Origin of the sequence: Crateriforma spongiae (genome assembly GCF_012290005.1) — a bacterium.
Lineage (GTDB): Bacteria > Planctomycetota > Planctomycetia > Pirellulales > Pirellulaceae > Crateriforma > Crateriforma spongiae.
The window spans coordinates 143332-169602 of the sequence record NZ_JAAXMS010000003.1; the positions used below are offsets into that span (position 1 = coordinate 143332).

At 58.8% G+C, this 26271-nt stretch carries 20 protein-coding genes; 6 read left to right on the forward strand and 14 right to left on the reverse strand.

Annotated features, from left to right (window positions below):
- A complete protein-coding gene (locus HFP54_RS08630) occupies nucleotides 1–3372 on the reverse strand; it encodes an efflux RND transporter permease subunit (protein ID WP_168564833.1) in 3372 nt (1123 codons plus the stop codon).
- Nucleotides 3369–5057 carry an efflux RND transporter periplasmic adaptor subunit gene (locus HFP54_RS08635; protein ID WP_146415573.1) on the reverse strand — a complete coding sequence of 563 codons (1689 nt, stop codon included), beginning with the start codon at nucleotides 5055–5057 and terminating at the stop codon, nucleotides 3369–3371. The genes HFP54_RS08630 and HFP54_RS08635 overlap by 4 nt, the downstream gene beginning before the upstream one ends.
- Nucleotides 5058–5215: 158 nt before the next feature.
- Between HFP54_RS08635 and HFP54_RS08640 the strand changes: the two genes are divergently transcribed.
- A complete protein-coding gene (locus HFP54_RS08640; protein WP_168564834.1) occupies nucleotides 5216–5851 on the forward strand; it encodes a TetR/AcrR family transcriptional regulator in 636 nt (211 codons plus the stop codon).
- Between the two features lie 14 nt (nucleotides 5852–5865).
- Here HFP54_RS08640 and HFP54_RS08645 read toward each other — a convergent pair whose 3' ends face one another.
- Complete coding sequence (locus tag HFP54_RS08645; RefSeq protein WP_168564835.1) at nucleotides 5866–7341, reverse strand: leucyl aminopeptidase; 1476 nt, start codon at nucleotides 7339–7341, stop codon at nucleotides 5866–5868.
- A 209-nt stretch (nucleotides 7342–7550) separates the two neighbouring features.
- Between HFP54_RS08645 and HFP54_RS08650 the strand changes: the two genes are divergently transcribed.
- The gene (locus HFP54_RS08650) at nucleotides 7551–9401 is read left to right on the forward strand and encodes a UbiD family decarboxylase (protein ID WP_168564836.1); all 1851 of its coding nucleotides are present in this window, start codon (nucleotides 7551–7553) and stop codon (nucleotides 9399–9401) included.
- A gap of 36 nt (nucleotides 9402–9437) precedes the next feature.
- Here HFP54_RS08650 and HFP54_RS08655 read toward each other — a convergent pair whose 3' ends face one another.
- The 6 genes from HFP54_RS08655 to HFP54_RS08680 all read right to left on the reverse strand — a co-directional run bounded on the left by HFP54_RS08655 (nucleotide 9438) and on the right by HFP54_RS08680 (nucleotide 13424).
- Nucleotides 9438–10895, reverse strand: coding sequence for a sulfatase family protein (locus HFP54_RS08655; RefSeq protein WP_168564837.1), 1458 nt, complete (start codon nucleotides 10893–10895; stop codon nucleotides 9438–9440).
- A 192-nt stretch (nucleotides 10896–11087) separates the two neighbouring features.
- Nucleotides 11088–11468 (reverse strand): hypothetical protein, encoded by a 381-nt coding sequence (locus HFP54_RS08660; RefSeq protein ID WP_168564838.1) that lies wholly within the window; start codon nucleotides 11466–11468, stop codon nucleotides 11088–11090.
- 10 nt (nucleotides 11469–11478) lie between these two features.
- On the reverse strand, nucleotides 11479–12015 hold the full coding sequence (locus HFP54_RS08665; RefSeq protein ID WP_168564839.1) for a hypothetical protein: 537 nt from the start codon (nucleotides 12013–12015) through the stop codon (nucleotides 11479–11481).
- Nucleotides 12012–12455 (reverse strand): type IV pilus modification PilV family protein, encoded by a 444-nt coding sequence (locus tag HFP54_RS08670; protein ID WP_168564840.1) that lies wholly within the window; start codon nucleotides 12453–12455, stop codon nucleotides 12012–12014. Before HFP54_RS08670 ends, HFP54_RS08665 begins: the two co-directional genes overlap by 4 nt.
- Nucleotides 12452–12865 carry a GspH/FimT family pseudopilin gene (locus HFP54_RS08675; RefSeq protein WP_168564841.1) on the reverse strand — a complete coding sequence of 138 codons (414 nt, stop codon included), beginning with the start codon at nucleotides 12863–12865 and terminating at the stop codon, nucleotides 12452–12454. The genes HFP54_RS08670 and HFP54_RS08675 overlap by 4 nt, the downstream gene beginning before the upstream one ends.
- Nucleotides 12866–13097: 232 nt before the next feature.
- A complete protein-coding gene (locus tag HFP54_RS08680) occupies nucleotides 13098–13424 on the reverse strand; it encodes a prepilin-type N-terminal cleavage/methylation domain-containing protein (protein WP_168564842.1) in 327 nt (108 codons plus the stop codon).
- 296 nt (nucleotides 13425–13720) lie between these two features.
- Between HFP54_RS08680 and HFP54_RS08685 the strand changes: the two genes are divergently transcribed.
- Nucleotides 13721–14719, forward strand: a complete 999-nt coding sequence (locus HFP54_RS08685; RefSeq protein ID WP_146415563.1) for an adenosine kinase — start codon at nucleotides 13721–13723, stop codon at nucleotides 14717–14719.
- 45 nt (nucleotides 14720–14764) lie between these two features.
- Here HFP54_RS08685 and HFP54_RS08690 read toward each other — a convergent pair whose 3' ends face one another.
- The 3 genes from HFP54_RS08690 to leuC form a co-directional block, all read right to left on the reverse strand.
- The gene (locus tag HFP54_RS08690; protein ID WP_168564843.1) at nucleotides 14765–16153 is read right to left on the reverse strand and encodes a BNR repeat-containing protein; all 1389 of its coding nucleotides are present in this window, start codon (nucleotides 16151–16153) and stop codon (nucleotides 14765–14767) included.
- Nucleotides 16154–16160: 7 nt separating this feature from the next.
- Nucleotides 16161–16754 (reverse strand): 3-isopropylmalate dehydratase small subunit, encoded by a 594-nt coding sequence (gene leuD / locus HFP54_RS08695; RefSeq protein ID WP_145294019.1) that lies wholly within the window; start codon nucleotides 16752–16754, stop codon nucleotides 16161–16163.
- Between the two features lie 125 nt (nucleotides 16755–16879).
- Nucleotides 16880–18301, reverse strand: a complete 1422-nt coding sequence (gene leuC, locus HFP54_RS08700; RefSeq protein WP_146415561.1) for a 3-isopropylmalate dehydratase large subunit — start codon at nucleotides 18299–18301, stop codon at nucleotides 16880–16882.
- A gap of 230 nt (nucleotides 18302–18531) precedes the next feature.
- Here leuC and HFP54_RS08705 point away from each other — a divergent pair, with 230 nt between their 5' ends.
- The 3 genes from HFP54_RS08705 to HFP54_RS08715 all read left to right on the forward strand — a co-directional run bounded on the left by HFP54_RS08705 (nucleotide 18532) and on the right by HFP54_RS08715 (nucleotide 22203).
- Entirely contained in the window at nucleotides 18532–19467 is a 936-nt protein-coding gene (locus tag HFP54_RS08705) for a hypothetical protein (protein ID WP_168564844.1), read from the forward strand.
- Nucleotides 19464–20315 (forward strand): glycerophosphodiester phosphodiesterase family protein, encoded by an 852-nt coding sequence (locus HFP54_RS08710; RefSeq protein ID WP_168564845.1) that lies wholly within the window; start codon nucleotides 19464–19466, stop codon nucleotides 20313–20315. The genes HFP54_RS08705 and HFP54_RS08710 overlap by 4 nt, the downstream gene beginning before the upstream one ends.
- A gap of 445 nt (nucleotides 20316–20760) precedes the next feature.
- Nucleotides 20761–22203 (forward strand): trypsin-like peptidase domain-containing protein, encoded by a 1443-nt coding sequence (locus HFP54_RS08715; RefSeq protein WP_168564846.1) that lies wholly within the window; start codon nucleotides 20761–20763, stop codon nucleotides 22201–22203.
- Between the two features lie 239 nt (nucleotides 22204–22442).
- Here the strand turns inward: HFP54_RS08715 and thrS are convergent, their stop codons facing one another.
- Together thrS and HFP54_RS08725 are read right to left on the reverse strand one after the other, a co-directional pair.
- A complete protein-coding gene (gene thrS / locus HFP54_RS08720; protein ID WP_146416209.1) occupies nucleotides 22443–24653 on the reverse strand; it encodes a threonine--tRNA ligase in 2211 nt (736 codons plus the stop codon).
- A 275-nt stretch (nucleotides 24654–24928) separates the two neighbouring features.
- Complete coding sequence (locus HFP54_RS08725) at nucleotides 24929–26260, reverse strand: ABC transporter permease (RefSeq protein WP_146415557.1); 1332 nt, start codon at nucleotides 26258–26260, stop codon at nucleotides 24929–24931.
- Nucleotides 26261–26271: the final 11 nt, after the last annotated feature.

The window sequence follows — 26271 nt, forward strand, 5'->3', positions numbered from 1 at the left end:
TCACGACGGTTGCGGCAAAGCGGACGTCGCCACGGTGTCCAGTTCCGTGGACTCCACCGGGACCGGACGGATTCCAAAGGTTTCGACCAGGACCGCATACAAAGCGGGCAAGACGTACAGCGTCAGGAACGTCGTCAAAATCAGTCCGCTGATCATGCACCAGGCCAAACCCACCCACAGTGGCCCGCCGGAAATCGCCAGCGGTAACAAACCGCCCACCGTCGTCGCGGTGGTTAAGAAAATCGGCAGCATCCGTTGTTTGCCAGCATCGATCAGACACTGATGAAAAACGTCGTGGTCGATCTTCTGTTCGGCATCCGGTTTTGACGACGACGCAAAGTGTTCGCGGATCAGGATGTCGGCAAACTCGATGTAGATGATCGCCGTGTTCAACACGATCCCGCACAACGCCAGGATGCCCAACTGCGGCATGAATCCCAAGGTGTTGTTGGTTAGCGCCAAGCCAAGGTAAGCCCCGACCAACGCCATCGGCAGTGTGCACAAGACCATCGAAGGTTTTGCCCAGCCGTTGTACTGAAACACCAGGCAAAACACGATCAAGACAAAAGACCAGCCGAACGACTGTATCATCTGGCCGCCCGATTCAATGCTTTCTTCGTAAGCACCACCAGGTTCGATGCGATAACCGGCCGGCAGTTCATTCATCAACGTTTTCATCGCGTCGCTGTGCCACACACGCAGCACGATGTCGTTACCTGGCACGCCGGGTAACACACGAGATGAAACTTCGATGGTCCGGTTCATGTTCCGCCGTTCGATCCTTTCCGGTTGCCAGGAGAACCGAAAGTCGGCCAACGATTCCAAAGGCACCTTTCCGGCGTCGCCTTCAACAAAGGATTCCTGTAGGCCGCGGACCGACTGTCGACCCTCCGGTCGCAAACGGAAGTAGATCGGGACTTGGTGATCGCCTTCACGAAACGTGGTTAGTTTTAATCCGGAATAGTAGCTGTTCAACGTTTCGGCGATCTGTGCGTTGGTCACTCCCGCCAAGGTGGCTCGGTCACGATCGACATCCACCTGAATCTGGTACCCGTTGGTTCCCCACGAATCGTGAACGTTCCAGGTTTCCGGTTGTTGCCTGACCATTGCCTTGACCCGGTTGCTGATGTTTCGCAGCATCGCCGGATCGGCGAATCCATTTCCAATAATCCGGAAGGTCAACGGATCGGCCGGTGGTCCGAGCGCAAGCTTTCGCGGCACCACTCGGGCACCGACGATGGGTTCGATGCCCAAGTCGGGGCGACCCTGATGACAGGCAATGCGGACTTCTTCCACAAAATCCGCCGTGTATTGCCAGTTTGTCGTTTGAACCAGGATCTCGGCATAGCTTCGGTTCTGCGGTTCCGGTTCCCACGTCAAATTCCAACGCGATCCCCCACCGCCGACCAGCGTCCGCATGACACTCAAGCGTTCCCGTTGTTCGCCAATCTGTTGGTCTGGCGACGCGGGGCTTAGCCGTCGAATCACGTCTTCGACTTCACGAGTGATCGCATCGGTTTGCCAGATCGTTGCGGTTTCCGGTAATTCGATTTCCACGGCGAACTGATCACGTGCCGCCTCCGGGAAAAATTCGGAACTGACCGGCAACATGAAGACTGTCATGCTGGCCATCAGCGTGAAAATCAATGTCGACCATTTGTATCGCAACGCGAACTTCAGCGAACGGCCATACAAACGTTGGATCGTCGATTCACCGGCAGTCGATGGTTGGGGAAACAGACGCCGAAGTGTTTCGGGCAATCGGTTCCGCAGCAACATGTACCAGCGAATGGGCGGCGATGCGGGCGCGTGATTCTTCGGTGCTCGAATGAATAGCCCCGCCAATACCACGCAGAAAGTCATGGCCATCAGCCAACTGATTCCCAGCGTCGTCGCCACCGTTACCGGCAAGCTGTACACATATTCGCGGGCCCCGCCTTTCAATGCGTACAGCATCGGAATGAACGCGGCCATTGTCGTTAGCGTTCCGACCAACATGGGAATCGCCAGTGTGTTGGCGCCTTCGACGGCTGCGCGAAACGGTGGAAGTCCGGCGATCTGATTGGATCTTGCCTGGTCACATACTTGGACCGCGTTGTCCACCAGCAATCCCAACGAAATGATGATGGCAGCCAAAGAGATTTGTTCCAGCTGGACGTACATCATCGAAATCATCGCCACGGATGTGATCACGACGACAGGAATGTTCGCCGCCATCACCAGCGAGGTTCGTGCCCCGACCACTAGATAGACGACCAGCACCACAATCAGGATCGCTTCGATCACGTTGACGATGACGTCGGAGATTTTGGATTCGACATTGATCGCTTGGTTGGAAATGGCGGTCGCCATCACGTCCGGGGGCAATCGTTGTTCGATCTCCGTCAGCTCGTCGACACGTTGCAGGCTGCGCTGGCAAATGTCGATGATGTTCGAACCCGACTGCATTGTGACCGCGACCGTTACCGCCGTGGTCGCATAATCACGATTGCCGAATCGACAAAGATACGCCGGCGGATCCTCATAGGATCGTTGAACGGTCAGTCCCAAATTGGACAGCGTGACGCTGTTGGCTTCATCGCCATCCTTGTCGCTTCGCACGACACTGCCGATTTGTCGAATTTCGTCAATCGCGTCGAACTCGCCGCCCGGTTTGACGGTGAAGAAACCGTCGTCGGTGGATAGCTGCCCGCCGGGCTTGATGATGTTCCGCTCCGACGCCAACCGCTTCAATCGTGACGTGGTCAACGATTGCTGTGCCCAATTCCCCAGATCCGTTTGGATGTAGACCGCTTCCTTCTGGATGCCGAATTTGTCCACCTTGGCAACGCCGGGCAACAACCGTAATTCGTCTTCGATCAGTTCGGCAAACTGTTCCAACTGACGCGGCGTGTAACGATTTTCCGGCAGAATGTCGGCATCACCGTCAAGCGGTTTTTGGTGGATGGCCAGCAGCAGAACCGCCGTGTCACCGAACTCGTCGTTGACGACAGGTTCGACGGAATCCTCCGGCATTTCCGCCTGTTCCACCCGAGCGCGGACTTTGTCCCACACGTTTTGAATGTCTGACGGGTGAATGTCGTCGTTCAATTCAACGAAGATGATCGACTGTCCCGTTTTGGATGTCGATCGAAGGGTTTCGACCTCCTCCAAGCTGACGATCTTCTCTTCCAGTTTGTCGGTGACCAGTTCTTCGACCTTTTCGGCCGGTGCACCTGCCCAACTGGTCGTGACGACGCAAACACGAATGGTGAACTCGGGGTCCTCGCGACGTGGCATCGTGAAAAACGTGATTGTCCCCCAAACCATCATTAAGATGATTAGCGAAAAGACGATCGGACGATATTTGACCGATAACGCTGACAGATTCACCACGATTCTCCTTTGCGAACCGTGACCACCTGGCCGTCATTCAAATAATGGACGCCTCCGACAATGATTTGATCTCCCTGGGTGATGGACTCCGGTTCAATCGCTTGGACTTGCACCATCGTCCCCGCTTCGACGTGATCGGGAAGAATCACGTTGACCTTCACGCGGTGCGCGATCTCTTGGTCCCCCTCGCTACGTAGAACGAACAGCGATGTGGTGCCGGATTCTTCGTGGATGCAGTCCAGCGGAACGAAAAATCCGTCTTCTGCCTTTCGAGTCGACAGGTTCACACTGACCAGATCGCCTGGACGCAGCATCCACTGGGGACCGGCGTCAAACACCAAGGTGCAACCGTCCCATTGATCCCTGTCTTCGTTGGGAAATTCCAGGGCGCCGGCCAACAAACTGTCGGGCCCAGGCGGCGTTTCCACAAAGCGCACTTGGCGAAACACCCAGTTGCCCAAGTAAGGGATCCGCAGCGGCAACATTTCGACTTCGCGACGCTGCAGTTTGACGATGTCCGGAATCGATTGGCCTTTGACCGCATTGGTCATCAGGTACACAAAGTGTTGTCCATCAACGGTTTCGATCGCCTGTTCTTCGACCAGATGAGTCCCCGGTTCGACCCCGATGATCGAATTCACGTCCAGCGGCCAAACGTCTTGTGTGCGGGCGACGTGTTTGCCTTGAATTCCCTTCGGCAGCGGATCGCGGTATTGCGAGTTCAAGACCAACAGCGTGACCGTGAACGTCCGTGTGGCCGGGTCCGCACTGGGATCGATGACATACACCAGACCGAAAACGGTTTGTGGCTTTCCCGATGTGTCGGTAAACGTCACCGGCACCTGTTGTCGTCGCCGCAGACGTCGTGACTGTTCGGCGGACACCTCGATTTCAATTTTGATCGGGTCCATCATCTGAAGCTTCAGAACGGGTGATCCCGCACTGACAACGCTGCCTGGAACAACGTCGACTTCGGAGATTTGTCCCCGATATCCGCCGTATAGAACAGTGTTTTTCAAATCACGACGCGCATCGGCTAGTGCTTGCTGGGCGCGTTGGACATTGGCTTTCGCCGATCGCAGTTCAGCCGACGCTTGTTTTAGTGTCGAATTCAGCGACGACAGTCGCGCCTTTTCTTGGGCGACCCGATTGGCGGCCGCGTCGTAGTCGGCTTCGGCGATCGCGCTTTGGCGTCGCAGTTTGGATGCTCGTTCAAATTCATCGGCGGCAAGCTTCGAATCCGCCTCGGCCGACCGGATATCAGCAGGCAACGTTTCTTTCAGACGGATTTCGGCGATCTCTTCCTGAAGTTTGGCAACTTCCAAATCGGCTTCCGCCGAAGCGACGGCGACCTCGTACCGATCCGGATCGATCTTTGCCAGCGGCGTGCCTTCGGCGATCACGTTGCCGTCGGCGTCTTCGACGTGTCCGGAAATGTTCTGGCCGGGTTCCAGCACCCATTGCACCCGACCGGGAATTTCAAAGCCGATGGATTCTGTTTTCCATGACTTCACAGTGCCGGATGCGGAAAAGGAAACATCCGGCGTGCTTCGCGTCAGCGTCATCACGCTGACCGGCAGCGGTGGTTTTTCGGTCGGCAGCGGCGGAGGTTCTTCACAGCCCAGAGCCGCCAATCCAAGGACCGTCGCGATTGCCCACCGGGGCCCAAGATTTCCACGCATGAATCGGTTTCAGTCAACGCAAAATGGCGAAACAATGGATGCCGCGACAACCTGTCGCGTGCGGTCAGCGGAACAACAGACGCCACCGCCTGGAGCCGACGAAGTAAACTGAGTGGTGTACTTTCGTTGTGCCGAAAAGTATACTACTCGGTTTAGTTATGGCAAGTCGAAAGATGGGGCGGGAAATGGCGGAAAAGCTTACCGATCGAAAGCGGCGATCGGTCGTGGAAGCTGCGGTGAAGGAGTTTCAGCGGCGGGGGTTCGACAACACCAGCATGGACCAGATCGCCGCCACCGCCGGGGTGTCCAAGCGGACGGTGTACAACCATTTCGCCGGCAAAGAAGATTTGTTCGCGGTCATCATCGAGCGAATCGCCGAGCTTGCCGATGTGATTCCCGAGTTTGAGTTCGAGTCAAAGAAGTCGGCCGAATCGCAATTGCGGGCCATCGGCGACAACATCTTTGCCGCGATCGGGGAACCCGAATTTCAAGATCTGGCGCGGGTGGTGCTATCCCGGCTGATCAACGCCCCGCATGCCAGCGGCGCGTTGGAGGAAACGACCAACGCGATCACGATGCAGGTGACGCAGTGGTTCGCCGATGCAAAGAACGCTGGGATGTTGAACGTCCCGCGTCCGAAAGTGGCCAGTTCGCAGTTCATCGGAATGCTGATGGAATACGAATTCTGGCCAAGGCTGATCGGCGTCACCAAACAGGTGCATCAAGTCAGTCCGAAGACGTATGTTCGGGACTGCGCGCGAGTGATCGTCAATGCCTACGCGCCGAAACCTTAATCATCGTCGCGGTTTCAGCGTGATTGGATCCAACGCAGCAGCGTTCGGACCATCGCGCCGGTCGCGCCGGCATCGCGATGGGGCAGCGGCGAATCGGCAAACGCCGGGCCGGCGATGTCCATGTGAACCCACGGGGTATCGCCGACAAACTGTTCCAACAGTTTGGCCGCCGTAATGGCACCGCCCCAGCGTCCTTCGCCGACATTCTTGATGTCCGCGACTTTGCTTTTGATCTTCTCGTCGTACAGCGAAAACATGGGCAATTGCCAAGCGGGTTCGCCTTCGGCATCCGCCGCGGCACGAACTTCGCCGCACAGGTCATCCCGGTTGCTCATCAGACCGGTGACTTCGCGCCCCAGTGCGACCATGCAGGCACCGGTCAGGGTCGCCAGATCGACCATCGCTTGTGGTTGATGTCCGACTGCCACGTCCAAGGTGTCAGCCAACACGACACGACCTTCGGCATCGGTGTTCAGGATTTCAATGGTCGTGCCTTGCCGCGTTTCGACCACGTCACCCAGTTTGTAACTGGACCCGCTGACCATGTTTTCGGCCAACCCACAAAACCCGATGACGTTCCGCGGGATCTTCAGTTGGGCCACCGCTCGCATCACGCTGGCAACCGTGGCCGCACCGGCCATGTCGCACTTCATGTCGACCATGCCTTCGCTGGGTTTCAGCGACAAACCGCCGCTGTCAAACGTGACGCCTTTGCCGACCAGGGCGATCGGCGCCTCATTGGGATCCGCGGCCCCGTTATGTCGAAGAATGACCAGTCGCGGTCGGCGTGCGGAACCCTGGCCGACGGCCAAGATCGCGCGACAGCCTTCGGATTCCAAACGGTGTTCGTCCCAAACTTCGACCTCAAGCCCGACCTCGTTGCCGAACTTTTGTGCCCGAGCGGCGAAGCTTTCGGGATACAGAATACCTGCCGGTTCGTTGACTAAACGTCGGCACCGATTGACGGCGTCCCCGATGATCTTGCCCGTGGTCACCTGTTGTTGGCCCGTACCCAAAAAGTCGATTTGTGTCGGGGCATAGAACTGGGGTGGGTCACCCTGCTGATAGATGCCCTGCGTTTCACACCCGGCCAAAGCACCGGCGACGACGGCATCCGCGTTATCGGAGCCCGCCAAGCTTGCGGCGTCGATCACCACACGTTGACGCTGACGTTTGGTCAGTTTGCGGATCGCCGTCGCGGCCAGATCGAATCCATCGGAACGCTGTTGCTTGGCACCCGTTCCGATGGTCATGATCAGCGGCACATCGGCATCGCCGGTGGTGACCATGAACACTTCGCCGCACTTGCCGCTGATTTCACCTCGCCGGATCCAGTCGTCGATCAGCTTCCGCTGCATTGCCGAAATGCCAGGCATTTCCGGCATGGCATCAGTGCCCGATGCGACGCCGACGACCAGACAATCGCATCGACTATCAAGGTCGGAAACGGCGTTCAACTTGGGCGTGGGCAACGGAAGGCTGTTGGGCATAGGACCGGCAGGGGCGTCAAAGGCAAGCGGCGTCGGCAAAGTTGCACGGTGAAACGGATCCGGGCATCGCCACGGGGGCACCGACGCGTTAGTGTAGCGCCGCGGTAACGGTTATCACAGCCAGCTCCCCTGATTAAATCCGCCAGTTGACGGCTCGGGTGAAAGGCAAAAAGGGGGCGATCGACAGTACGTGCAAGAGATTCCCGATCGTGAAGCATCGAAGTACCCGTGACGTTGTTGACGACCTTCGTGCCGGCGGTCGGTTGATCGAGATCGACGATCCAGTGGATCCCCACTTGGAAGCCGCGGAGATCCAACGCCGCGTCTATGCCAACGGCGGTCCCGCGGTCCTGTTCCATCACTTGACTGGGACTCCGTTTCCTGCGGTATCGAATCTGTTCGGTTCCTTGGACCAGGCACGCTATCTGTTTCGTAGCACACTGGAATCGGTACGCCGTCTGATCGAGATGAAGGTGGATCCGTCCGCATTGCCCAAGCGGCCGCTACGCTACGCCGGAGTTCCCGTGACGGCTGTGCGGATGTTGCCTCGAAAGGTCCGCCGTGGCGCGGTGATGGGACATCAGACGGCGTTGTCCAAGTTGCCGCCGATCAAGTGCTGGCCCGATGACGGTGGTGCCTTTGTGACGCTGCCACAGGTCCTGAGCAGTGATCCGGATCAACCGAATCATCTGATGAAGATCAATCTGGGAATGTATCGGGTCCAGCTGGATGGCAACGACTACGAAACGGATCGCGAAACCGGATTGCACTATCAGATCCATCGCGGCATCGGCGTGCACCATCGCCGTGCGCTCGACCTGGGCCAACCTTTAAAGGTGGTGATCACCGTTGGCGGCAGTCCGGCGATGTCTTTGGCGGCGGTGATGCCATTGCCAGAAGGATTGACGGAACTGACGTTTGCCGGGGCGCTTGCCGGTCGCCGGATTCGCATGATCGTCGGTGATCACGCACCGGTTTATGCCGATGCCGATTTTGCGATTGTGGGAACGATCGATCCCGGTCGCACCAAACCCGAAGGCCCCTTTGGAGATCACTTGGGCTATTACAGTTTGCGGCACGATTACCCGGTGCTTCGTGTCCAGCATGTCTGGCACCGCGACGACGCTATCTGGCCTTTCACCGTGGTGGGGCGTCCGCCACAGGAAGACACCACGTTCGGTCAGCTCATTCACGAACTGACCGATCCGATCATCCCCACGGTCATCCCGGGGGTGAAGGCGGTTCACGCGGTCGATGCGGCCGGCGTTCATCCGCTGTTGTTGGCCATCGGCAGCGAACGATACATGCCATACATGGAACGAAGCGAGCCCCAGGAATTGCTGACCCAGGCGAATGCCATTTTGGGCAATGGTCAGTTGTCGCTGGCGAAATATTTGTGGATCACCGATGATCCCGATCAGACGTTGAAGATTCACGATATCGCATCGTTCATGAATCATCTGTTGTGCCGGGTTGATTGGCGTCGCGACTTGCACTTCCAAACCAAGACCACGATCGACACGCTGGACTACAGCGGTCATGGATTCAATCAAGGATCCAAAGTCGTTGTGGCTGCGACGGGGGCTCCGGTGCGAACGCTTGGAACGGAGGTGCCCGCGGATTTGAAACTACCTGATGGTTTTTCTGGTCCTAGGGTTGTGATACCGGGCGTGCTGGCGATTTGCGGGCCGCGACATGGTGTGGACTCGGCGGCCAATGATCTGCGGCGGCTGTGCGAAAGTTTGGCCGGCGGCCCAGGCGGACAGCCCGACGAATCGCTGCGTGCTTGGCCGCTGATCACCGTCGTCGACGATTCGGAATTCGCCGCCAAGACGATCGACAACTGGCTATGGCTGACGTTCACCCGCAGCAATCCCGCGGTCGACATCGCAGGGGTCGGTGCCGCAATCGTTCAAAAGCATTGGGGGTGCGTGGGGCCATTGGTGATCGATGCGCGAAGCAAAGACTTTCACGCACCGCCGCTGATCGAAGATCCCCAGGTGACGGCCAAGGTGGACGCGCGGGCCGCACGTGGCGGACCGCTGGCACGTTACTTGTGATCGGCATCGTCTTGGGCGTTGACGAATCGCGAATGACTATTTTGCGGTGGGCTTCTTGCGTTTGCTTCCAGAGGATCGCTGATTGGCGGGCAACCGAAGTCCGGTATCGCGATCAAATCCGTCTGGAGTCAGACCTTCGGCGTTGCCGTCAAAATTGTCGGCGGTCAGGTCGGCAAAGGCGTCCAACGCCGAGCGCAATGATTGCTGCACCGATTCGTTGGCCGGGCGGTCGTACAGGTTATCCAAGCAATGCGGATCGGCGGCGACGTCGTACAGGGCAAAGCGGGGTCGTGGCACCATGAAAACGTCGGTGGGCGGTCCTGTTAGGCGACCTTCGTCTCGCAGTCGTTGCATTTCCTGGTACGTAGCACTGCGAACCCCATCGGCCGGCGGTGTCGCGGGCAACTCGGGCAGGTCGTTTCGGATCATCAGGTGGTCCTGCGTGATCACGGCTCGTTCACGTGCCCGATAATCGTGCCAGTTGTGTTCGGCGAACGCAAAGCGACGGACCGTTGCATCGGAGTCGTTTAGGATTGGGCGGATTGATACGCCTTGAAAGGTTGGCGGTCGGTCGACACCGGCCAAATCCACCATGGTTGCGACCAGATCGATCACACTGACAAGACTTTGGGTCGATCCCGTGGCCTTCAATCCGGCCGGCCAGTGGACCACGAGCGGCGTCCGTACGCCGTCGACGTTGACGCGCGTCTTGCAGTGTGGGAACGGCCGGCCGTTATCGCTGATGACAAACACCACGGTGTTTTCCAGCACGCCTTGCCGGTCCAGGGTTTCGACCACCTTGCCGATGTACTGGTCGAAACGGCTGATCTCGTCGTAGTACAACGCGATGTCTTCGCGAACGGCCGGGGTGTCGGGGAAAATTGCGGGAACGCGAACGTCGGCCGGATCGTGCGGTGGATCCACGGCACCGGGCTGGTACCCGCGGTGTGGGTCGCTACTGGCCAACCACGCAAAGAAGGGCTGATCCGCCGGACGATCGGTGACCGCTTCGACCCAGCGACCGTTGTTGCCGGGCCCACCATTGGTATCCAAGACACGATCAAACTGCGATTTGGCGTCGTTTCCCAGGTGCCACTTTCCGGCGGCGACGGTGTGATAGCCGGCTTCCCGAAGCGGCGTCGTGACCATGACCTGATCGGCCGGCAAAGGAAGGTGAAGCTCGCCCGCGCCGGTCGAATGTGGGTATCGGCTGGTCAGAATGGAACAACGACTGGGGCTGCACGACGAACACGTCAAATAGGCGCGGTCGAACCGCAGCCCATTCTCGGCCAGCGCATCGATATTGGGCGTTCGGATCGTTTCGTTGCCGTAGGTACCGAAATCGTCCCAGGCGGCATCATCGGCGATGAAGACCACAAAGTTTGGCGATGAGGCGTCTTGTGCCTGTGTCGTTGTCGGACTGGGCCAAGGCAATCCGGTGGGTAAAGACAACAATACAAGTGCGGACAAGCAAACCTTGGGGCGCAAGATCATGGCAAGAATTGATCGATGGAGGTGGGGCGTGGAAGGCGGGGGCGAAGTCGACGAGTACGGGCGCCGGTCGAAAGCAATGTCGACACAGAAGCCCGACGGATGATCGCGTCGCGGATGACTCGTGAAGATAACAGACCAGCCGTCGGGATGGGGAAATCCCATCAAATGCAATCCCGGCACTCGCAGGGGGGATCAGGGCAGCGTGATGCGTTTGGCTGCCGCCGCAGCGGTTGCACCGGGATACAAATAGGCCGCGATGGTCACATTGCCCATGCCGTCATTGGTCACCACGGCGAAAGCACCCGGGATCATTGCGGTTGGATCGACCACGTTTCCCGCAAAGGCGGTGTCTTGGTGCACAAAAGCTTCGGCACGGGCAATCAGGCCGGCGGCGGTTTGGCGAGCCTGGGCCGCCGTACGCAGGCTGTTGATGCGCTGGCGTTGATGGGTGCCGGCACGCAGGATGGCAATCGCGCTGATCGATAGAACAGCCGCGGCCAAGGTGCACAGCAAAACCGCACCGCCCTGGCGATGACGGTGGCGAAGTGTCGATTGTGGGCGTTGCGCAGACATGTTGTGGATCCTAGAGGGCGACCGTCATAGCGGCTGACTTGGTAACCCGAGTCGCCGGATCGCGAATGTCCAGTTGCAATTCCAGCCCCACGACCGGATTGCCCGTCGCGGTCGATTTCAATTCGGTCGCACGAAACGCGCTGGCCGATTCCGCCAGTACCGTGGTGGCGATGCCATCGTCCATGACCAGTTGGCTGCGATTGATGCGAACCAACGCGGTGCGGCCGGCCAGGGTCGTGATCCGCAAGGCACGTCCCCCGGAAACCACTTGAGTGTGTGGATTCATACGGATTTGATCCGCCAACCATCGCAGCGAACGTCGCCCCTGACTTTCGATGCTTCCGTCACCTTGGGCACGGGCGATTGCCTGAGAACTTGATCGCATCACGCCGGCGATCGGGACCATCATCACGGCCACAATCATGGTGCACGCGATCACTTCCAGGATGCTGATGCCGGCACGAGTTCGGCGGACAGGTCTCCTCGGCGGGCAGGCCTTTGCACGGTCCGGCGTTATCTCGCGAGGCACTGCTTTGCGTGTCGTCATGGCGCGGCCCTTTGCGTTCGCAAGGATTCGGCCGGTTCATCCATGTCGTAGCGCCGATTGTTGTTGACGTCTCGCCACACCAGGGCATCGATGGTGATCACTTCCATTCCCGCGGGCAACGTCGTATCAGCGGCGGTTGTCAAAGTTGCACGCAGGGGCGGACCGTCCGTTGCGGTCAAGCTAAGGTTTTGGACCACAGGGCGACTGCGCCGGAATGTCGAATCGAAGACCGAAGGATCGGTCAGGCGGATTTTGGTTTGTTCCAGCAACTGTTCGGCTTCGTGAAGCATCGTTTCGCGAAGCGACGATCTCCGGTGCAGGCTTTCGTTCTGCTGAAGCATTTTGACCGAAGGGATCAAGACCACCGCCAGCAACATGCTGCCCGCGGCGACATCGATCAGCGTGGCCCCACGACGATGATTGCGACGACATCGAATCATTGGATCGTTCCTGAAACGGCGGTGATGCGGACTTCATCGGTGACGGTGCCGTCACTGAGACGCAGTTGGACGTCGCGATCGGCCGAACCGGTCGGATAGAAGGTCACATTGTTTCGTGTCGGACGCAGGCTGGCGGTTGACTGCAAGGCGATCGTCCATTGTTTGGCCGGTCCCATCGGTCCAGCGGCTTGGTCAATCTGCCATTGGTCGTTGCGTGTATCCATAGTCACCCGAACATCGGCTTGTTGTTCGATCGCGGTGTTGCGAATCGTGCGCAGGGCCTGACGCAATTGTTCGGCGTCGCCGCGAACGTTTCGTCGGGCGTACCACTGTCCGTCCAGTTGTGTCATCCCGATCAAGGCAACACCGCTGATGACGATCAAGATCATGGTGACTTCGATCAATGACATTCCGTCACGTCGGCGCCCTGACGGCCGCGGCGAAGCGAACGCCGGATCGGTCGTGCGATGCGAGTGATTCATTGTTCGAAACACCATGCCGGGCAAGCGGTACAGAGCCTGAGGATTGACCATGAAATAAAAAAGTCCGCCACAGGAACCGGCCGGACACGGGAAATGCCAGACATGCCCAGGGCGGACTTCTTTCGTCGATGTGTGGGGCAAAGATTCGCCAGAGGCGGTCTTAGCGTTCGGTCCACTCACCGGTGTTGCGGTCGACTTTCCATTTGCGGCTCAACGCTCGCACGTAGTCTTGTTCTGCCTGGGTATCGTTCTTCAGATAGCCGGAGGTCACCAAGTTGTTGATGCTGCGGGGAAAGGCTTGGTTTTCCAGGAAATAGGTCTGGCTCATCGCGTCCAACGAAGCCTTGGTTTGGACGTCCATCTTTTCTTCGCTCTTGGCCCGCATCGGTGCGACCGTTGCCACAGTGGCGGCTGCAACGACGGCAAGGATGATGACGGCGGCGATGACTTCAAGCAGCGAAAAACCTGACTTTTTGCAGCGTTTCATGGTATGAATGCTCCGGTGATTTTTGTTTCGACTAGGCGTGTGAGAAGACCGCAGAAGATCTGCGTTCACTCGAAACCTAGGTCACAAAAATTCAGCATGTCGGCCAAAATTTTGGAAATCTGCCCTCGCCCTGGTGGTGTCCATCCCTTCATGTCAGCGGCGGATGTCACTAGGCTGCCAGCCGTCACGTTTCTAGGCCGACGATCATCACCGCCGCTCCGCCGGTCCATCGTCGCCGCCCGATTTCCTGTTCCGGTTGGTGGAGCGTCCGGTCCGAAAACCCGATTGATTGTTTGATGACGAAGTATGACGTGTTCGCTCTGGGCAACGCCTTGGTCGACATCCAGGCCCGTGTCGGTGACGCGGTTTTGTCCGAGCTGGAATTGGATAAGGGGGTCATGACGCTGGTCGACGATGACCGCCAAGCGGCCGTGTTGAAAGCGGTCGACGGGACGCCCCTGAATCGTTGCGCCGGCGGGTCGGCGGCCAACACCGTCGTGGCCTTGGCCGACTTTGGCGGGTCCGCCGCATTTTTGGGAAAGATCGGCCAGGATGAAATCGGCGACTTCTTTCTGGACGATATGCGGAAACTTGGCATTGGTATCGATGTCGAACCGACCGAAGGTGTGCGGACCGGAACCTGTGCGATTCTGATCACCGAGGACGCACAGCGAACGATGCTGACCAACCTTGGGGCCTCGGCGACGCTCAGTGACCAAGACGTCACCGATGACATGATTCGGCAATCCAAGTATGTCTATGTCGAAGGCTATTTGTTGCCCGGTGATGGCACCAAGCAGGCCGCGTACCGGACCATGGAATTGGCGAAACAGCATGGCGTCAAAGTCGCGTTCACCGCAAGTGATCCGTTTCTGGTGAACATGATCCGTGACGAGATTTGGGATCTGATCACCGGACCGGTCGACTTGTTCTTCTGCAACGAAGAAGAGGCCAAGAGTCTGACCGGTGAAGAAGATCCGATCGTCGCGGCGGGCAAGATTCATGAACACTGTGAGAACGTCGCCCTGACGTTGGGACCGAAGGGTTCGATCATCATGCACGGCGGCGAAGCGTTTCCGATCGAAGGCGTCGTCGTGGATGCCGTCGACACCACCGGTGCTGGTGACATGTACGCCGGGGCGATGTTGTACGGCATCACCAGCGGCATGAATTGGCGCCAGGCCGGCCATCTGGCTTCCCACGCGGCGGCTCGAATCGTGTCGCAGATGGGCGCGCGGCTGGGACAGAAATTCACCGCCGAAGAAATCGAAAGCTTCGGCAAGCTGCCCGTCTAGTCGAACGTCGGGACGACTGAATTCGGCCCCATGTTTTGATCCTGATTAATCCTGCACCGCCCCGCGAACCAGTCGCACCAGCTGCAACTTGCTCGGCGGCGGCAGCGGGTCGGGCGGCCGACGGTCGTGGTGCGACCCCAGGGTTTCCCAACGCAGCACATAGCGTTCGTCGGCATCGGGTGATGCGCCGATGTCGGTTGTCAAGCGATGTTGCATGCCGGGAAAGTCGATCCGCACTCGGCTAAGTGTTGGTGGAAACTCACGTTCAATCGTGACTTTCCGATCGACTGGCCGCAGAGTTCCAGCATCTAAAACGATTCGGCCACTGCCGTGTTCTTGATGCCGGAATCCGACAACGATTGATTTTTCGTCGACCACCTTTGGTGTGGAGACCTTGATGCCGATGAACGGCATTGATCCACGACCGGCAAACAAAATGGGTGCGTCCCAATCGGTGATCGCTTGTGATAACCAGTGGTCCTTGCGAGGCGTCGCAACAAACGCCTGCATGTGTCCATTTGCATCACGTTTGTGATACGCCAACAACGGTTGGTTTGCCCGATCGAATGTCATGCGAATCCCGCTGTTGATGATCCCACCGCCAGACGGGACCGGATCAACGACCGCGGCTGTTTGATCAGGGGTTATCGGCAAACGCAGCGGGCTGCCGTGGGCGGTTTCCCAATGTTTCAAATCCGCACTGCGTGCGTAGGAAAGGTCGTGGTTGGTCGCGCAATCGGGCGTGTCTCGCCAAACCCAGGACACATGAAAGTGGCCGTCGGGACCTTGGGTCGGTCCGATCGGATAGGCGTTGCATTGCCCCAATCCGTCGAACAGGGGGACGTCCAGAAACCGATGCCAGCGGCCGGTTTCGCTATCGAATCGGTTGTACAAACGCCGCCCGTTGCCGCTGCCACCGGAACGATAGGTGTAAAGCAGGTTCCCGTCCGCATCCTGTAAAAAACGTGGGTACGTGCACCGATCTTCGTCGTTGCCGGTCATCGAGGCAGACCGCAGTGTTTGAATCTGACCGGGAACATCGGTGCGGAAGTAAACCAGTGGCACGGCGTGCATGTTGCCCGAAACGTGCAGACTTCCCCGGGAATCCACCGCCATCGTGATGTAGTTATGGCTGTCCCAGCCGACCTTGCTGGGTAAGACAACACGATCCCACTGGTTTTCGTGAAGACGGCGACACGCGACCACCATTTGATGGTCCTCGTCGTAGTACGCGACGTATTGATTCGGACCGTCGGTCAGCAAACAGAAGCCGACCGGAAACGAGGCGGGAACATGGTCGATTTCCCATGTCTGGGCAATGTTCCACGTTTGGCCCGCGGTCTGTCCGCGGGCTTTGGTCTTTGGTTCGGCGGCGTCCGTGATGCTTGCCAGTTGAACAGCGACAAACACCACCGCGACGAATCGTCCGAGCATGGCCGGATCACCAAGTACGCGCGTTTTCGTAGGCCGTAATCTTTTCTTCGTGCTGCAAGGTTTGGGCGATATCGTCCAGACCGTGCAGCAGTTTGTGCCGGCGACTTTCGTCCACTTCGAACGAACGATCAAAGCCTTTGTTGTCGGTGATCGTTTGATCTTCCAGGTTCACCGTCAACTGATACGGCGAATGAGCTTCGGTCCGCTGGAACAGTTCGTCCACATCGGCTTGGGGCAAGACGATCGGCAACAGTCCGTTTTTGAAACAGTTGTTGAAGAAGATATCGGCGAACGAAGGAGCGATAACGCAGCGGATGCCGTAATCGTCCAGCGCCCAAACGGCGTGTTCGCGACTGCTGCCGCTGCCAAAGTTCGGGCCGGCGACCAAGATCGACGCGCCTTTGACGTTGACGCGGTTCAGTTCAAATTCCGGATTGGGGGTTTCGCCGTCGTCCAGATAACGCCAGTCATAAAACAAAAACTGGCCGAATCCCGTGCGTTCGATACGCTTCAGGAATTGCTTGGGGATGATCTGATCGGTGTCGACATTGGCGCGATCCAGGGTCGCGACCACGCCGGTGTGGATGGTGAAGTTTTGCATGTCGGATCGAAAACGGTTGTGGTTGCGAACGATTGAAGCGGCGGAAGGTGCCGCGCTGGGCGAATCATGACCGGGCGAATCGCGGCAGGTGCGAATGATCGACCGTGCCGCTGTGGCATTCCGGTCTATCGATAATCCCACTGGCGGATGTCGACGAAATGACCTTCGACCGCTGCGGCGGCGGCCATCGCGGGGCTGACCAAGTGGGTCCGTCCGCCTTTGCCTTGCCGGCCTTCGAAATTCCGGTTGCTGGTGCTGGCGCAACGTTCGCCCGGTGACAGCTTGTCGGGGTTCATTGCCAGGCACATGCTGCAACCCGCTTCCCGCCAATCAAATCCGGCTTCGCGGAAAACCTTGTCCAAGCCTTCCTTTTCGGCCTGAGTCTTCACCTGGCCGCTGCCCGGAACGACCATCGCGTTGACGCGATCGCTGCAGCGATGACCTTTGACGACCTCCGCTGCGGCACGCAAATCTTCGATGCGGGCGTTGGTGCACGACCCGATGAAAACCCGATCGAGCGTCAAGTCGGTCATCGGCGTCTTGGCGGTCAGCCCCATGTACTGGAGCGCCTGGGCGGTTGATTTTTGTTCGACCGGATCGTCAAAGTCGGCCGGGTCGGGAATCGGATCGGTGATGCTGCGGACCTGGCCCGGGTTCGTTCCCCAGGTGACTTGCGGTTGGATGTCCGCACCCTGGTAAACGTTGGACCGATCGTAAGACGCACCGGGATCGGTCACCAATTGACGCCAGCGCTGCACGGCGGCATCGAAGTCCTTCGGGACTTCTGGTTTGCCACGCAGGTATTCGAACGTGGTTTCGTCGGGAGCGATCATGCCGGCGCGGGCACCCGCTTCGATCGACATGTTGCACACCGTCATGCGTTCTTCCATCGAAAGAGCGCGGACGCAATCACCGGTGTATTCCAAGACGTATCCCGTGCCACCGGCGGTGCCGATTTGCCCGATCAGATAAAGGATCAAATCTTTGGCGGTCACGCCGCGGGCCAGTTCGCCGTCGACGCGTAATTCGAACGTCTTGGGTTTGAACTGCAGCAACGTTTGGGTCGCCATCACGTGTTCGACTTCGCTGGTGCCGATGCCGAAGGCCAGAGCGCCGAAGGCCCCGTGGGTCGCCGTGTGGCTGTCGCCGCAAACGATCGTCATGCCGGGCTGGGTGTAGCCGTTTTCCGGGCCGATGACGTGGACGATGCCCTGGCGGACGTCGCCGATGTCGAACAGGGTGACACCGAAGTCCTTGCAGTTCTGACGCAGGGTTTCGATCTGCTTCTTGCTGATCGGATCAGCGATCGGCAGGCTGCGGTCGGTCGTCGGGACGTTGTGGTCCGGAGTGGCCAGCGTGCGTTCAGGTCGTCGGACTTTGCGGTTGTTGATCCGCAATCCTTCGAACGCTTGGGGGCTGGTGACTTCGTGGACCAAGTGCAGGTCGATGTACAGAATTGCGGGACCGCTTTCCGGTTGGTGGACCACGTGCTGGTCCCAGATTTTGTCCAAAAGGGTCTGCGGTGCGGACGATGAGCCGTCGGGCATGGGTCGATGGTCGGTTCCGGGTGGAAAAACAGGAAGGATTCCCGCAACTGTCAACTGTCAGTGGCGGGATGTCAACGGCCGTTCGGACGGCCATTTTCGGTCAATCGGGACGCCGAGCGGTTTGCCGCGGCGTGGCGAGGTCGGCAACAGCGGGCTCGACACCCCCAGCGGGCTTCTGCGATACACGCCCAAGCGTGGCCGACTGTCAGCGAAACAAGGAGTCCGATGCCGTGTCACGATCACCGAATTCTGTCCCTAGCGACCGCTCGCGTGTCTCGGATCCGCCTGGTCGTGCTGTCAGGGGAAACCCGCTGACGACCTGGCTGGATCGTCGCCGCTTGGTCGCCTTGGCGGCCGCCTGGATCGCCGGGAATCGTCGCCTGTCGCTGGGGCAACAATCGATTGATTCTTCGGTCGCGGGTTCGTCCGCCGTGGTTTCGGACACCGAAGTCCGCGATTCGGTTCAGTGGTTGGTCAATTGGGGCCTGGATCAATTGCCGCCCGTGTATCGAGGCGACAAGGATTGGGGACGCGTGAAGCGTGTCTGGGCCGGTGTCGACATGAAACTGGACGGGCTGAAGCTGCGGACCCATCGCAAGTGGCACGATCAGGAACACGGCCGCTGGTTCCGCTATGAAATCTTTTCGCCTGGACAGACCGACCGGCCCGCCTGGGCCCGCGACCACCGCCCGGGATCACGGTTACCCGTTCAGATCGAGGTCCGGTCGTTAAGACAAGAAGAAAAACGGTGGTGGATTGATGTGGTTGCATCGGCGCCGCTGGATTTCACGGCACAATTGCAACGCTGGAATCTGGGCGTCAAATGGTACAGCTTGACCACGCATGGCAACATGCAGGTCCGCATTGATGCGACCATGGGCGTTGATTTCGCGACCGACTACACCGAACTTCCTCCGGCCCTGGTGATCGCACCGCATGTGGCGGCCGCGAAGCTGACACTGGTTTCATTCGACCTGCATCGCGTCAGCCACGTTGGCGGCGAAGTGGCCGAGGAAATCGGGACGGTCGTCGAACGGAATTTGAAGCGATTCTGGCTGGACAAACTGAACGAGAAACTTACCGACAAGCTGAACCGGTCGATCGACAAACACCGTGACGATCTGCGGTTTTCCTTGGCGGACTATTGGAAACGCTGGACCCCATGATCTTTGACACGACGACTTTGTGCCGCCCCGCCGTGACGTGTTTGCGATTCGCCCTGCCGATCACGCTTGCCTTTGTGAATGTTCATCCGACCATTGCTGAAAAACCGTTGGTGATCGCCCATCGCGGCGCATCGGCCGACGCCCCGGAAAACACGCTGCCCGCATTCGAATTGGCGTTCGAACAACAGGCCGATGGCGTCGAAGGCGATTTTTATCTGACCATCGACGGGCAGATCGTCTGTCACCACGACAAGGACACCGAACGGACCGGCGGCAAAAAGTTGGTCGTGAAGGATTGCACGCTGGACCAACTGCGTGGCTTGGAATACGGCCAATGGAAAGCCCCCGAGTTTCACGGGACGGTCATCCCGACTTTCCAACAGGTCTATCAAAGCGTGCCGGAAGGCAAGCGTTTTGTGATCGAGCTGAAAGTCGGTCCCGAAATCGTTGCTCCGCTGAAAGCCGAATTGGATCGCCTGCATCACGGCCAGATCGATTTGTTGATCATCGCGTTCCAGGAAGACACGGTCGCCAAGTGCAAGGAACTGTTGCCGCAGATTCCCGTTCACTGGCTGACCAGTTTTCGTCAGGGAGACGACGGTGTTGTTCGACCGACGGCGGCGCAGATCGCACAAACCGTGCGAGAAACGTCGGCCGACGGTGTGGGCATGCAGGGAAAACGCGACGTCATTGATGACGCCTTTATCGCCGAGCTTCGTCGCGGAGGCTGCGACGATTTTCACGTCTGGACGATCGACGATCCGGCCGATGCACAGTACTTCGCCCGGCTCGGGGCATCAGGGGTCACGACCAACGTTCCCGCTGTGGTCGGACCCGCCGTTCGCTAGCCGGATGAGCGCCGGCAGGATCAAATTCTTGAGTTCTTCGGGGCACGCTATCGCCCCGCTTGGTGGTCGCGTTGCCATGCCGCCAGTTTCCCGTCGGTGGGCGCCTCCTGGCGGGCGGACCCTGTGACCGACGCGGTTGAATCAAAGTGCCTTGATTCGCCCGAAATATCCGCCCCGTGGCCGTTCATAGCCACCCTTCTGGACCCGTCGTCGCGGCTTCGTTGTTAAGCCTGGTAAACCTTGCGGGGCACTCTGAGCGGCATCAAGCGTCTGAGCGGAATGTACCGATGCAAAGGCCCGTGACGGGGATGTCGGCTGAGCCGGATTCTCCATCACGTGATTTTGCCGGCCGGCGGGAAACCCCGTAGGTCGGCCGAAGCCGGGCCGCAGGTCTGGTCTTCGGGCGGACATTCAATGAGGCTGCATGCGGTAGGTGCGGGGATCTATGCGATTGACCACAAAGCTGTCCCTGGCACGACGGATTGCCATTGGCATGATCCTCGCGTCGTCCACGTCGATCGTGTCATCGGTGGGCGGCCCGGCCGGCCTGGAAACACAGCGGTCCTGTCATGCTGCCGAAGAAGAATCGATTTCCGACGCACGGATGACGCCCACGGTCCGCGCGATCCGTCGCGCTTCGCCGGCGGTGGTCAATATCCATGGCCAAAAGACCGTTCGTACGACCGCGGCCGGCATGGTCGGTGCCAACAGCCAGGATTCGTTCCGGCAAGTCAACGGCATGGGAACCGGCGTGGTCGTTGACCCCCGTGGTTACGTGATCACCAACTATCACGTGGTCGAAGACGTCAACGACATTCGCGTGACGTTGCAAGACGGCACCAACACGCACGCCGACTTGATCGCTTCGCACGTTCGCAATGACTTGGCGTTGATCAAGGTCCACACCGACAAACCGTTGCCGACCATTCCGCGTGGCACGAGTGAAGACTTGATGGTCGGTGAAACTGTGATTGCCATCGGTAATGCGTTTGGGTACTACCACACATGTACCCAAGGCATCATCAGCGCCCTGCACCGCGACGTTCCGGTCAACGAGACCCAGGACTACGTCGATCTGATTCAAATCAGTGCCGGCATCAACCCGGGGAATTCCGGTGGGCCGCTGTTGAATATCGATGGCGAAATCATCGGAGTCAACGTCGCCGTTCGTGTGGGTGCGTCACAGATTGCGTTCACCTTGCCGATCGACCAAGTCGTCGAAACGGTGACCGAAATGATCAAGCAGCACAATGCCCAGCGTGTTGCCCTTGGAATTCGAACCGACGGCGGACCCCGCGATGGCGATGGAGTCACCGTCACCGATGTCACCGCCAGCAGTCCTGCCGCACGGGAAGGACTGAAGCCGGGCGACCGCGTGGTCCGCGTCGGTTCAACCAAGGTCGACGATCAATTGGATTATGTGTTGGCCGTCTTGGGATCCGAACCTGGGGAATCGATTCAAATCGAAGTCCAGCGTGACGGCCAAGACATGATGTTTGCCTTGGACCAGTCGGGACGGTCGATCGCCAAGCCTCAGACGACCGAAGAACTGGCCTGGAGCGTGATCGGCATCCAAGCCAAACCGATGGCGGCATCATCGATGCAGCAGCTGAATCGCCGCTTGGGAACCAGTTACGGCGGTGGCCTGTATATCACTCGGGTGCGTCCGGGTTCTCCGGCCGCCGAACAAAGCATCGCCCCGGGGGACATCCTGTTGGGCATCCATGAGTGGCAAACCGCGCGGCTGAAAGACTTGGCCGACATTCTGCGACACCCGGAAATGCAGCCCGGACCGCGTGCGAAGTTCTACATCGTTCGCCGCAATCAAACGCTTTACGGCCACCTGCAGCTGGCCGCACAAAACGGTCGCAGCACCGCGAAGCGATAAGGCCGGTCGATCCGGTGCCGCGGGAATCCCGGGGCAAGCCGAATCGCAACGTGTGTGTCCCAATCCCCGCCACGTCCGCCAAGCGGTCAATAGCGGATGTCACGGATGCACCCACCGCGACGTGTGCCCGACACACACATCGACTTGCTGACCCAGCCGGGATACCGACGCGGCATCGGATGGTGACGCCGAATCGGTTCTGCGAATCGAATTCGCTTGATCAAGCGTGACGCGATCGATCAATACTCGTGACCGGTCTGGCCCGAATCAACGGCGACTGCCGGGACACCGGTTTGAACTGCTTGGCGGACGACCCGATCTTTGACTTCTTGGGTCAACCGCGCGATTGCTTCGGCGACCGGCATCGTTCCCAGTTCGCCGTCGATCCGGTCACGCAGCGCGACCTTGCCCGCTTCGGCTTCTTTGGGCCCGACAACGGCCATGTAATTGACCAGGTCCAATTGGGCGTTGCGGATCTTTGCCTGGATCTTTCCGTCGTTGTTGTCGACGGTCACACGCAACCCCGCGTCGTCGAACTGTTTAGCGACCGCGACCGCGTATTCGGCGGATTTGTCGCTTAGCGGCAAGACGCGGATCTGTTCGGGCGACAGCCACATCGGGAACGCGCCGGCAAAGTGTTCGATCAACATGCCCGTGAATCGTTCCAGCGAACCGAACGGTGCACGGTGGATCATGACCGGTCGGTGGGCGGCATTGTCGCTGCCGTTGTATTCCAGCTTGAATCGCTCGGGCAGGTTGTAATCCAGTTGCACCGTGCCCAGTTGCCATGATCGGCCGATGCAATCGCTGACCATGAAGTCCGCTTTGGGGCCATAGAACGCGGCTTCGCCGGGCTGTTCGTTGAAGTTCACCTCGGACTGTTCCAACACGCCGCGGAGCGCCGCTTCGGCACGATCCCAGTTTTCTTCCGAACCGACGTACTTGCTGCTGTCGGGATCGCGAAGTGACAACTGGATGCGGTAATTGTCCAAGCCGACGGATTTCAGCACAAATTTGGTCAAATCGATCGTTGCACGGAATTCGGCTTCGACTTGGTCCGGCGTGCAGAAGATGTGCGCGTCGTCTTGGGTCAATCCGCGGACCCGCAACAGCCCGTTCAGTTCGCCCGTTTGTTCGTGCCGGTAAACGGTGCCGAATTCGAACAGCCGCAGCGGCAACTGACGATAGGACCGCGGCTGTGCGGCGAAAATGTGACAGTGGTGGGGGCAATTCATCGGTTTCAACAGATACCGTTCATGCTCCACTTGCCATCGATGCAACACCTCGCGTTTCTTGTCCGCCGACATTGACGGCTTGTAATCGGGCAACTTGACGCCGAACACTTCGGCCGCGGCGATCAATTTGTCTTCGCCGTCGGCATCGATTTCGCCACGTTCCAGACGTTCGCTCCATGCGTCCAGCATGCCGCCGACTTCGCTGCCGAACAGCGGTGCAAATTGGCTGTCACGATAATAGGGAAAGTGACCACTGGTTTCGTACAGGTCCACGCGACCGATGTGCGGGCTGTACACCGGGTCGTAGCCACGGCTGAGCAATTCCTTGCGCAGGAAGTCTTCCAACGCCACACGCACGCGAGCCCCCTTGGGCAGCCACAGACAAAGCCCTTGGCCGACCTCGGGATTGATTGCAAACAACCCGTGCTGTTTGCCAAGCACGCGGTGGTCGCGGCGTTTGGCTTCTTCCAGTTGTTCCAGATAGTGCTTCAATTCCTTTTTGTCAAAGAACGCGGTGCCGTACAAACGTTGCAGTTGTCGTCCCGACGCGTCGCCTTTCCAATAAGCGCCGGCGACACTCATCAGTTTGATTGCTTTGATCTTGCCCGCATTTGGAATGTGGGGCCCACGGCACAGGTCGACGAATTCGCCTTGGCGATAAAAACTGACGGTCGACTGGTCGGCCAATCCTGTGTCGATGTGTTCGACTTTCAGATCTTGGCCCAGGCTTTCACAAAGCGAACGAGCTTCGTCGCGTGGCAGAATGAACCTTTCAAAAGGTTCCTTTTCCTTGATGATCTTTTTGATTTCGGCTTCGATCTTGGGAAAATCATCCTCGCTGATTTTTTCGGGCAGATCGAAGTCGTAATAAAAACCTCCGGACGTCGTCGGGCCGAACGCCAGTGAGACGCCTTTGTACAAACGCATCACGGCCCGCGCCATCACGTGTGCGGCACTGTGGCGCAGAACGTCCAGAGCCGATGCGTCGCGTGAGGTCAACAGTTTCAGGGGCACCGGCGAATCGTCATCGGCAAAGTCACCCAAAGGCCGGTCCGCGTCGACGATTCGGCCATCGATTTCTGCGGCAATCACGCTGCGCGCCAGCCCCTCACTGATTCCCAACGCCACGTCCATCGCGGTCGTTTCGGTCGGCTGCGTCAGCAGTTTGCCGTCGGGAAGTTGAATTTGAATGTTGGAAGCGGAAGCCGTGCTCATGGAATTGGGGGCCGGTTGGGTGGTCATCGAATCTGTCCGCGCGTTACGGGGGCGCGGATCACCAGAAAGGATGATGATTCGGCGCGGCCAGCGTCAATCCCGTTGTGACAACCTTCATCCAATGCCAAAACGGTGGACCAGACGATGCCGCGCTGGACGGCGATGGACAGGCCGCAGCATCGTCGCTTCAACGCATGCCCGGTTCCACGCCGTCATCGATGACCCATTGGACGGCCGACCGGTTCGCACGGTCAGGACGTGCGTGCGGAAATCCCTTACTCGTGGCGCAGGGCGTCGATCGGGTTCATTTTGGCCGCCCGGATCGCCGGATAAAGCCCGCTGACCAGGCCGACCAATACGGCGATGGCCACCGCGATCGGGATGGTCGCGTAAACGATCGTCGGCTCCGCTTCGCGAATCGCATCGGGAAGCGCCGCAAATTGGTCGGGGAAGCTGCGGCTGACGACGTAAATGAACCCGCGATACATCAGCGGTCCGGCAAAGCCCAGCAGAATCCCAAGGAACGCACCGGCAAAGGAAAGGACGATCGTTTCGATCAAGAATTGCTGGACGATATCACGCTGCTTCGCACCCAGTGCGCGACGAATCCCGATTTCGCGAGTCCGCTCGGTGACGCTGGCCAGCATGATGTTCATGATCCCGATACCGCCGACGATCAGCGAAATACACGCGATCAAGATCCCGATGCCAAGGAACATCAAACGCAGGTTCCGGGCCTGTTCCAGCAATTCCTTGGGGACCACCGTCGCCACGTCGTCCATTTCGTCATGCGTTTCACCGATGATGGATTTGACCATGGCCGCGGAAGCTTCCACCTGTTCCAGACGCTCCACCTGCAGTGTGATCTGGTTCAGTTCCATGATTTCGATTTCGAACTGGCCGCCACGCCGCGAAACGACCGTGTCCCCGATCCGTCGCCGGACCGTTTCGATGGGAACATAGATGTCTTTGGAAAAGTCTTGCGAATCCAGGCTGCCGCCGATGGCCGCGGACGCTTCGCGATGTTCCAACACGCCGACGATGCGGTAGTAATCGGTGTGTTCGGGAATGTAGATCCGCTTGCCCAGTGGTTCTTCATACGGGAACAATTTCTCGGCGACACCGGCGCTGATCACGCACACCGTGTCGGCCTTGACCCGATCGGCATCGGTCAGAAATCGGCCGCCCCGATCTCGAATCACCAAGTGATTGACATCGGCATAGTTCGGGGTGCATCCCACCAAGCGTCCGTCGACGGTGCGATCGCCATAAATGAATTGGCGACGAATTTCACGGATCGGCGTCGCCTGGGTGATGGTGGGAACCATCGACAAGACACGATCCAGGTCGCTGCGCATAAGCCCATAGTCGGCGGCACGCTGGCCCGCCATTTTTTCAGCGGGCGGTTTAACGCTGCGGATGATGATCGTGTTGGCACCCAACGATTCGATCTGGCGTTGGACTTGATCACTGGCACCCTGGCTGATCGCGGTCAGCACGATCACGGCCCAGACACCGATCAGGATGCCCAGCATCGTCAGGCCGGTTCGCAGCGGGTGCAGCATCAACGTTTTGATGCCCAAGCGAAGCGTTCGGATCCATTGCATGGCGGATGACT

Coding starts and splice junctions, on each gene's coding strand:
- HFP54_RS08680 (WP_168564842.1), bottom strand. CDS start 13,424: ATGAAACGCTGCAAAAAGTCAGGTTTTTCGCTGCTTGAAGTCATCGCC.
- HFP54_RS08670 (WP_168564840.1), bottom strand. CDS start 12,455: ATGATTCGATGTCGTCGCAATCATCGTCGTGGGGCCACGCTGATCGAT.
- HFP54_RS08725 (WP_146415557.1), bottom strand. CDS start 26,260: ATGCAATGGATCCGAACGCTTCGCTTGGGCATCAAAACGTTGATGCTG.
- HFP54_RS08635 (WP_146415573.1), bottom strand. CDS start 5,057: ATGCGTGGAAATCTTGGGCCCCGGTGGGCAATCGCGACGGTCCTTGGA.
- HFP54_RS08665 (WP_168564839.1), bottom strand. CDS start 12,015: ATGACGACACGCAAAGCAGTGCCTCGCGAGATAACGCCGGACCGTGCA.
- leuC (WP_146415561.1), bottom strand. CDS start 18,301: ATGCCCGACGGCTCATCGTCCGCACCGCAGACCCTTTTGGACAAAATC.
- HFP54_RS08640 (WP_168564834.1), top strand. CDS start 5,216: ATGGCAAGTCGAAAGATGGGGCGGGAAATGGCGGAAAAGCTTACCGAT.
- leuD (WP_145294019.1), bottom strand. CDS start 16,754: ATGCAAAACTTCACCATCCACACCGGCGTGGTCGCGACCCTGGATCGC.
- HFP54_RS08655 (WP_168564837.1), bottom strand. CDS start 10,895: ATGATCTTGCGCCCCAAGGTTTGCTTGTCCGCACTTGTATTGTTGTCT.
- thrS (WP_146416209.1), bottom strand. CDS start 24,653: ATGAGCACGGCTTCCGCTTCCAACATTCAAATTCAACTTCCCGACGGC.
- HFP54_RS08675 (WP_168564841.1), bottom strand. CDS start 12,865: ATGTCATTGATCGAAGTCACCATGATCTTGATCGTCATCAGCGGTGTT.
- HFP54_RS08660 (WP_168564838.1), bottom strand. CDS start 11,468: ATGTCTGCGCAACGCCCACAATCGACACTTCGCCACCGTCATCGCCAG.
- HFP54_RS08715 (WP_168564846.1), top strand. CDS start 20,761: ATGCGATTGACCACAAAGCTGTCCCTGGCACGACGGATTGCCATTGGC.
- HFP54_RS08710 (WP_168564845.1), top strand. CDS start 19,464: ATGATCTTTGACACGACGACTTTGTGCCGCCCCGCCGTGACGTGTTTG.
- HFP54_RS08685 (WP_146415563.1), top strand. CDS start 13,721: ATGACGAAGTATGACGTGTTCGCTCTGGGCAACGCCTTGGTCGACATC.
- HFP54_RS08690 (WP_168564843.1), bottom strand. CDS start 16,153: ATGCTCGGACGATTCGTCGCGGTGGTGTTTGTCGCTGTTCAACTGGCA.
- HFP54_RS08645 (WP_168564835.1), bottom strand. CDS start 7,341: ATGCCCAACAGCCTTCCGTTGCCCACGCCCAAGTTGAACGCCGTTTCC.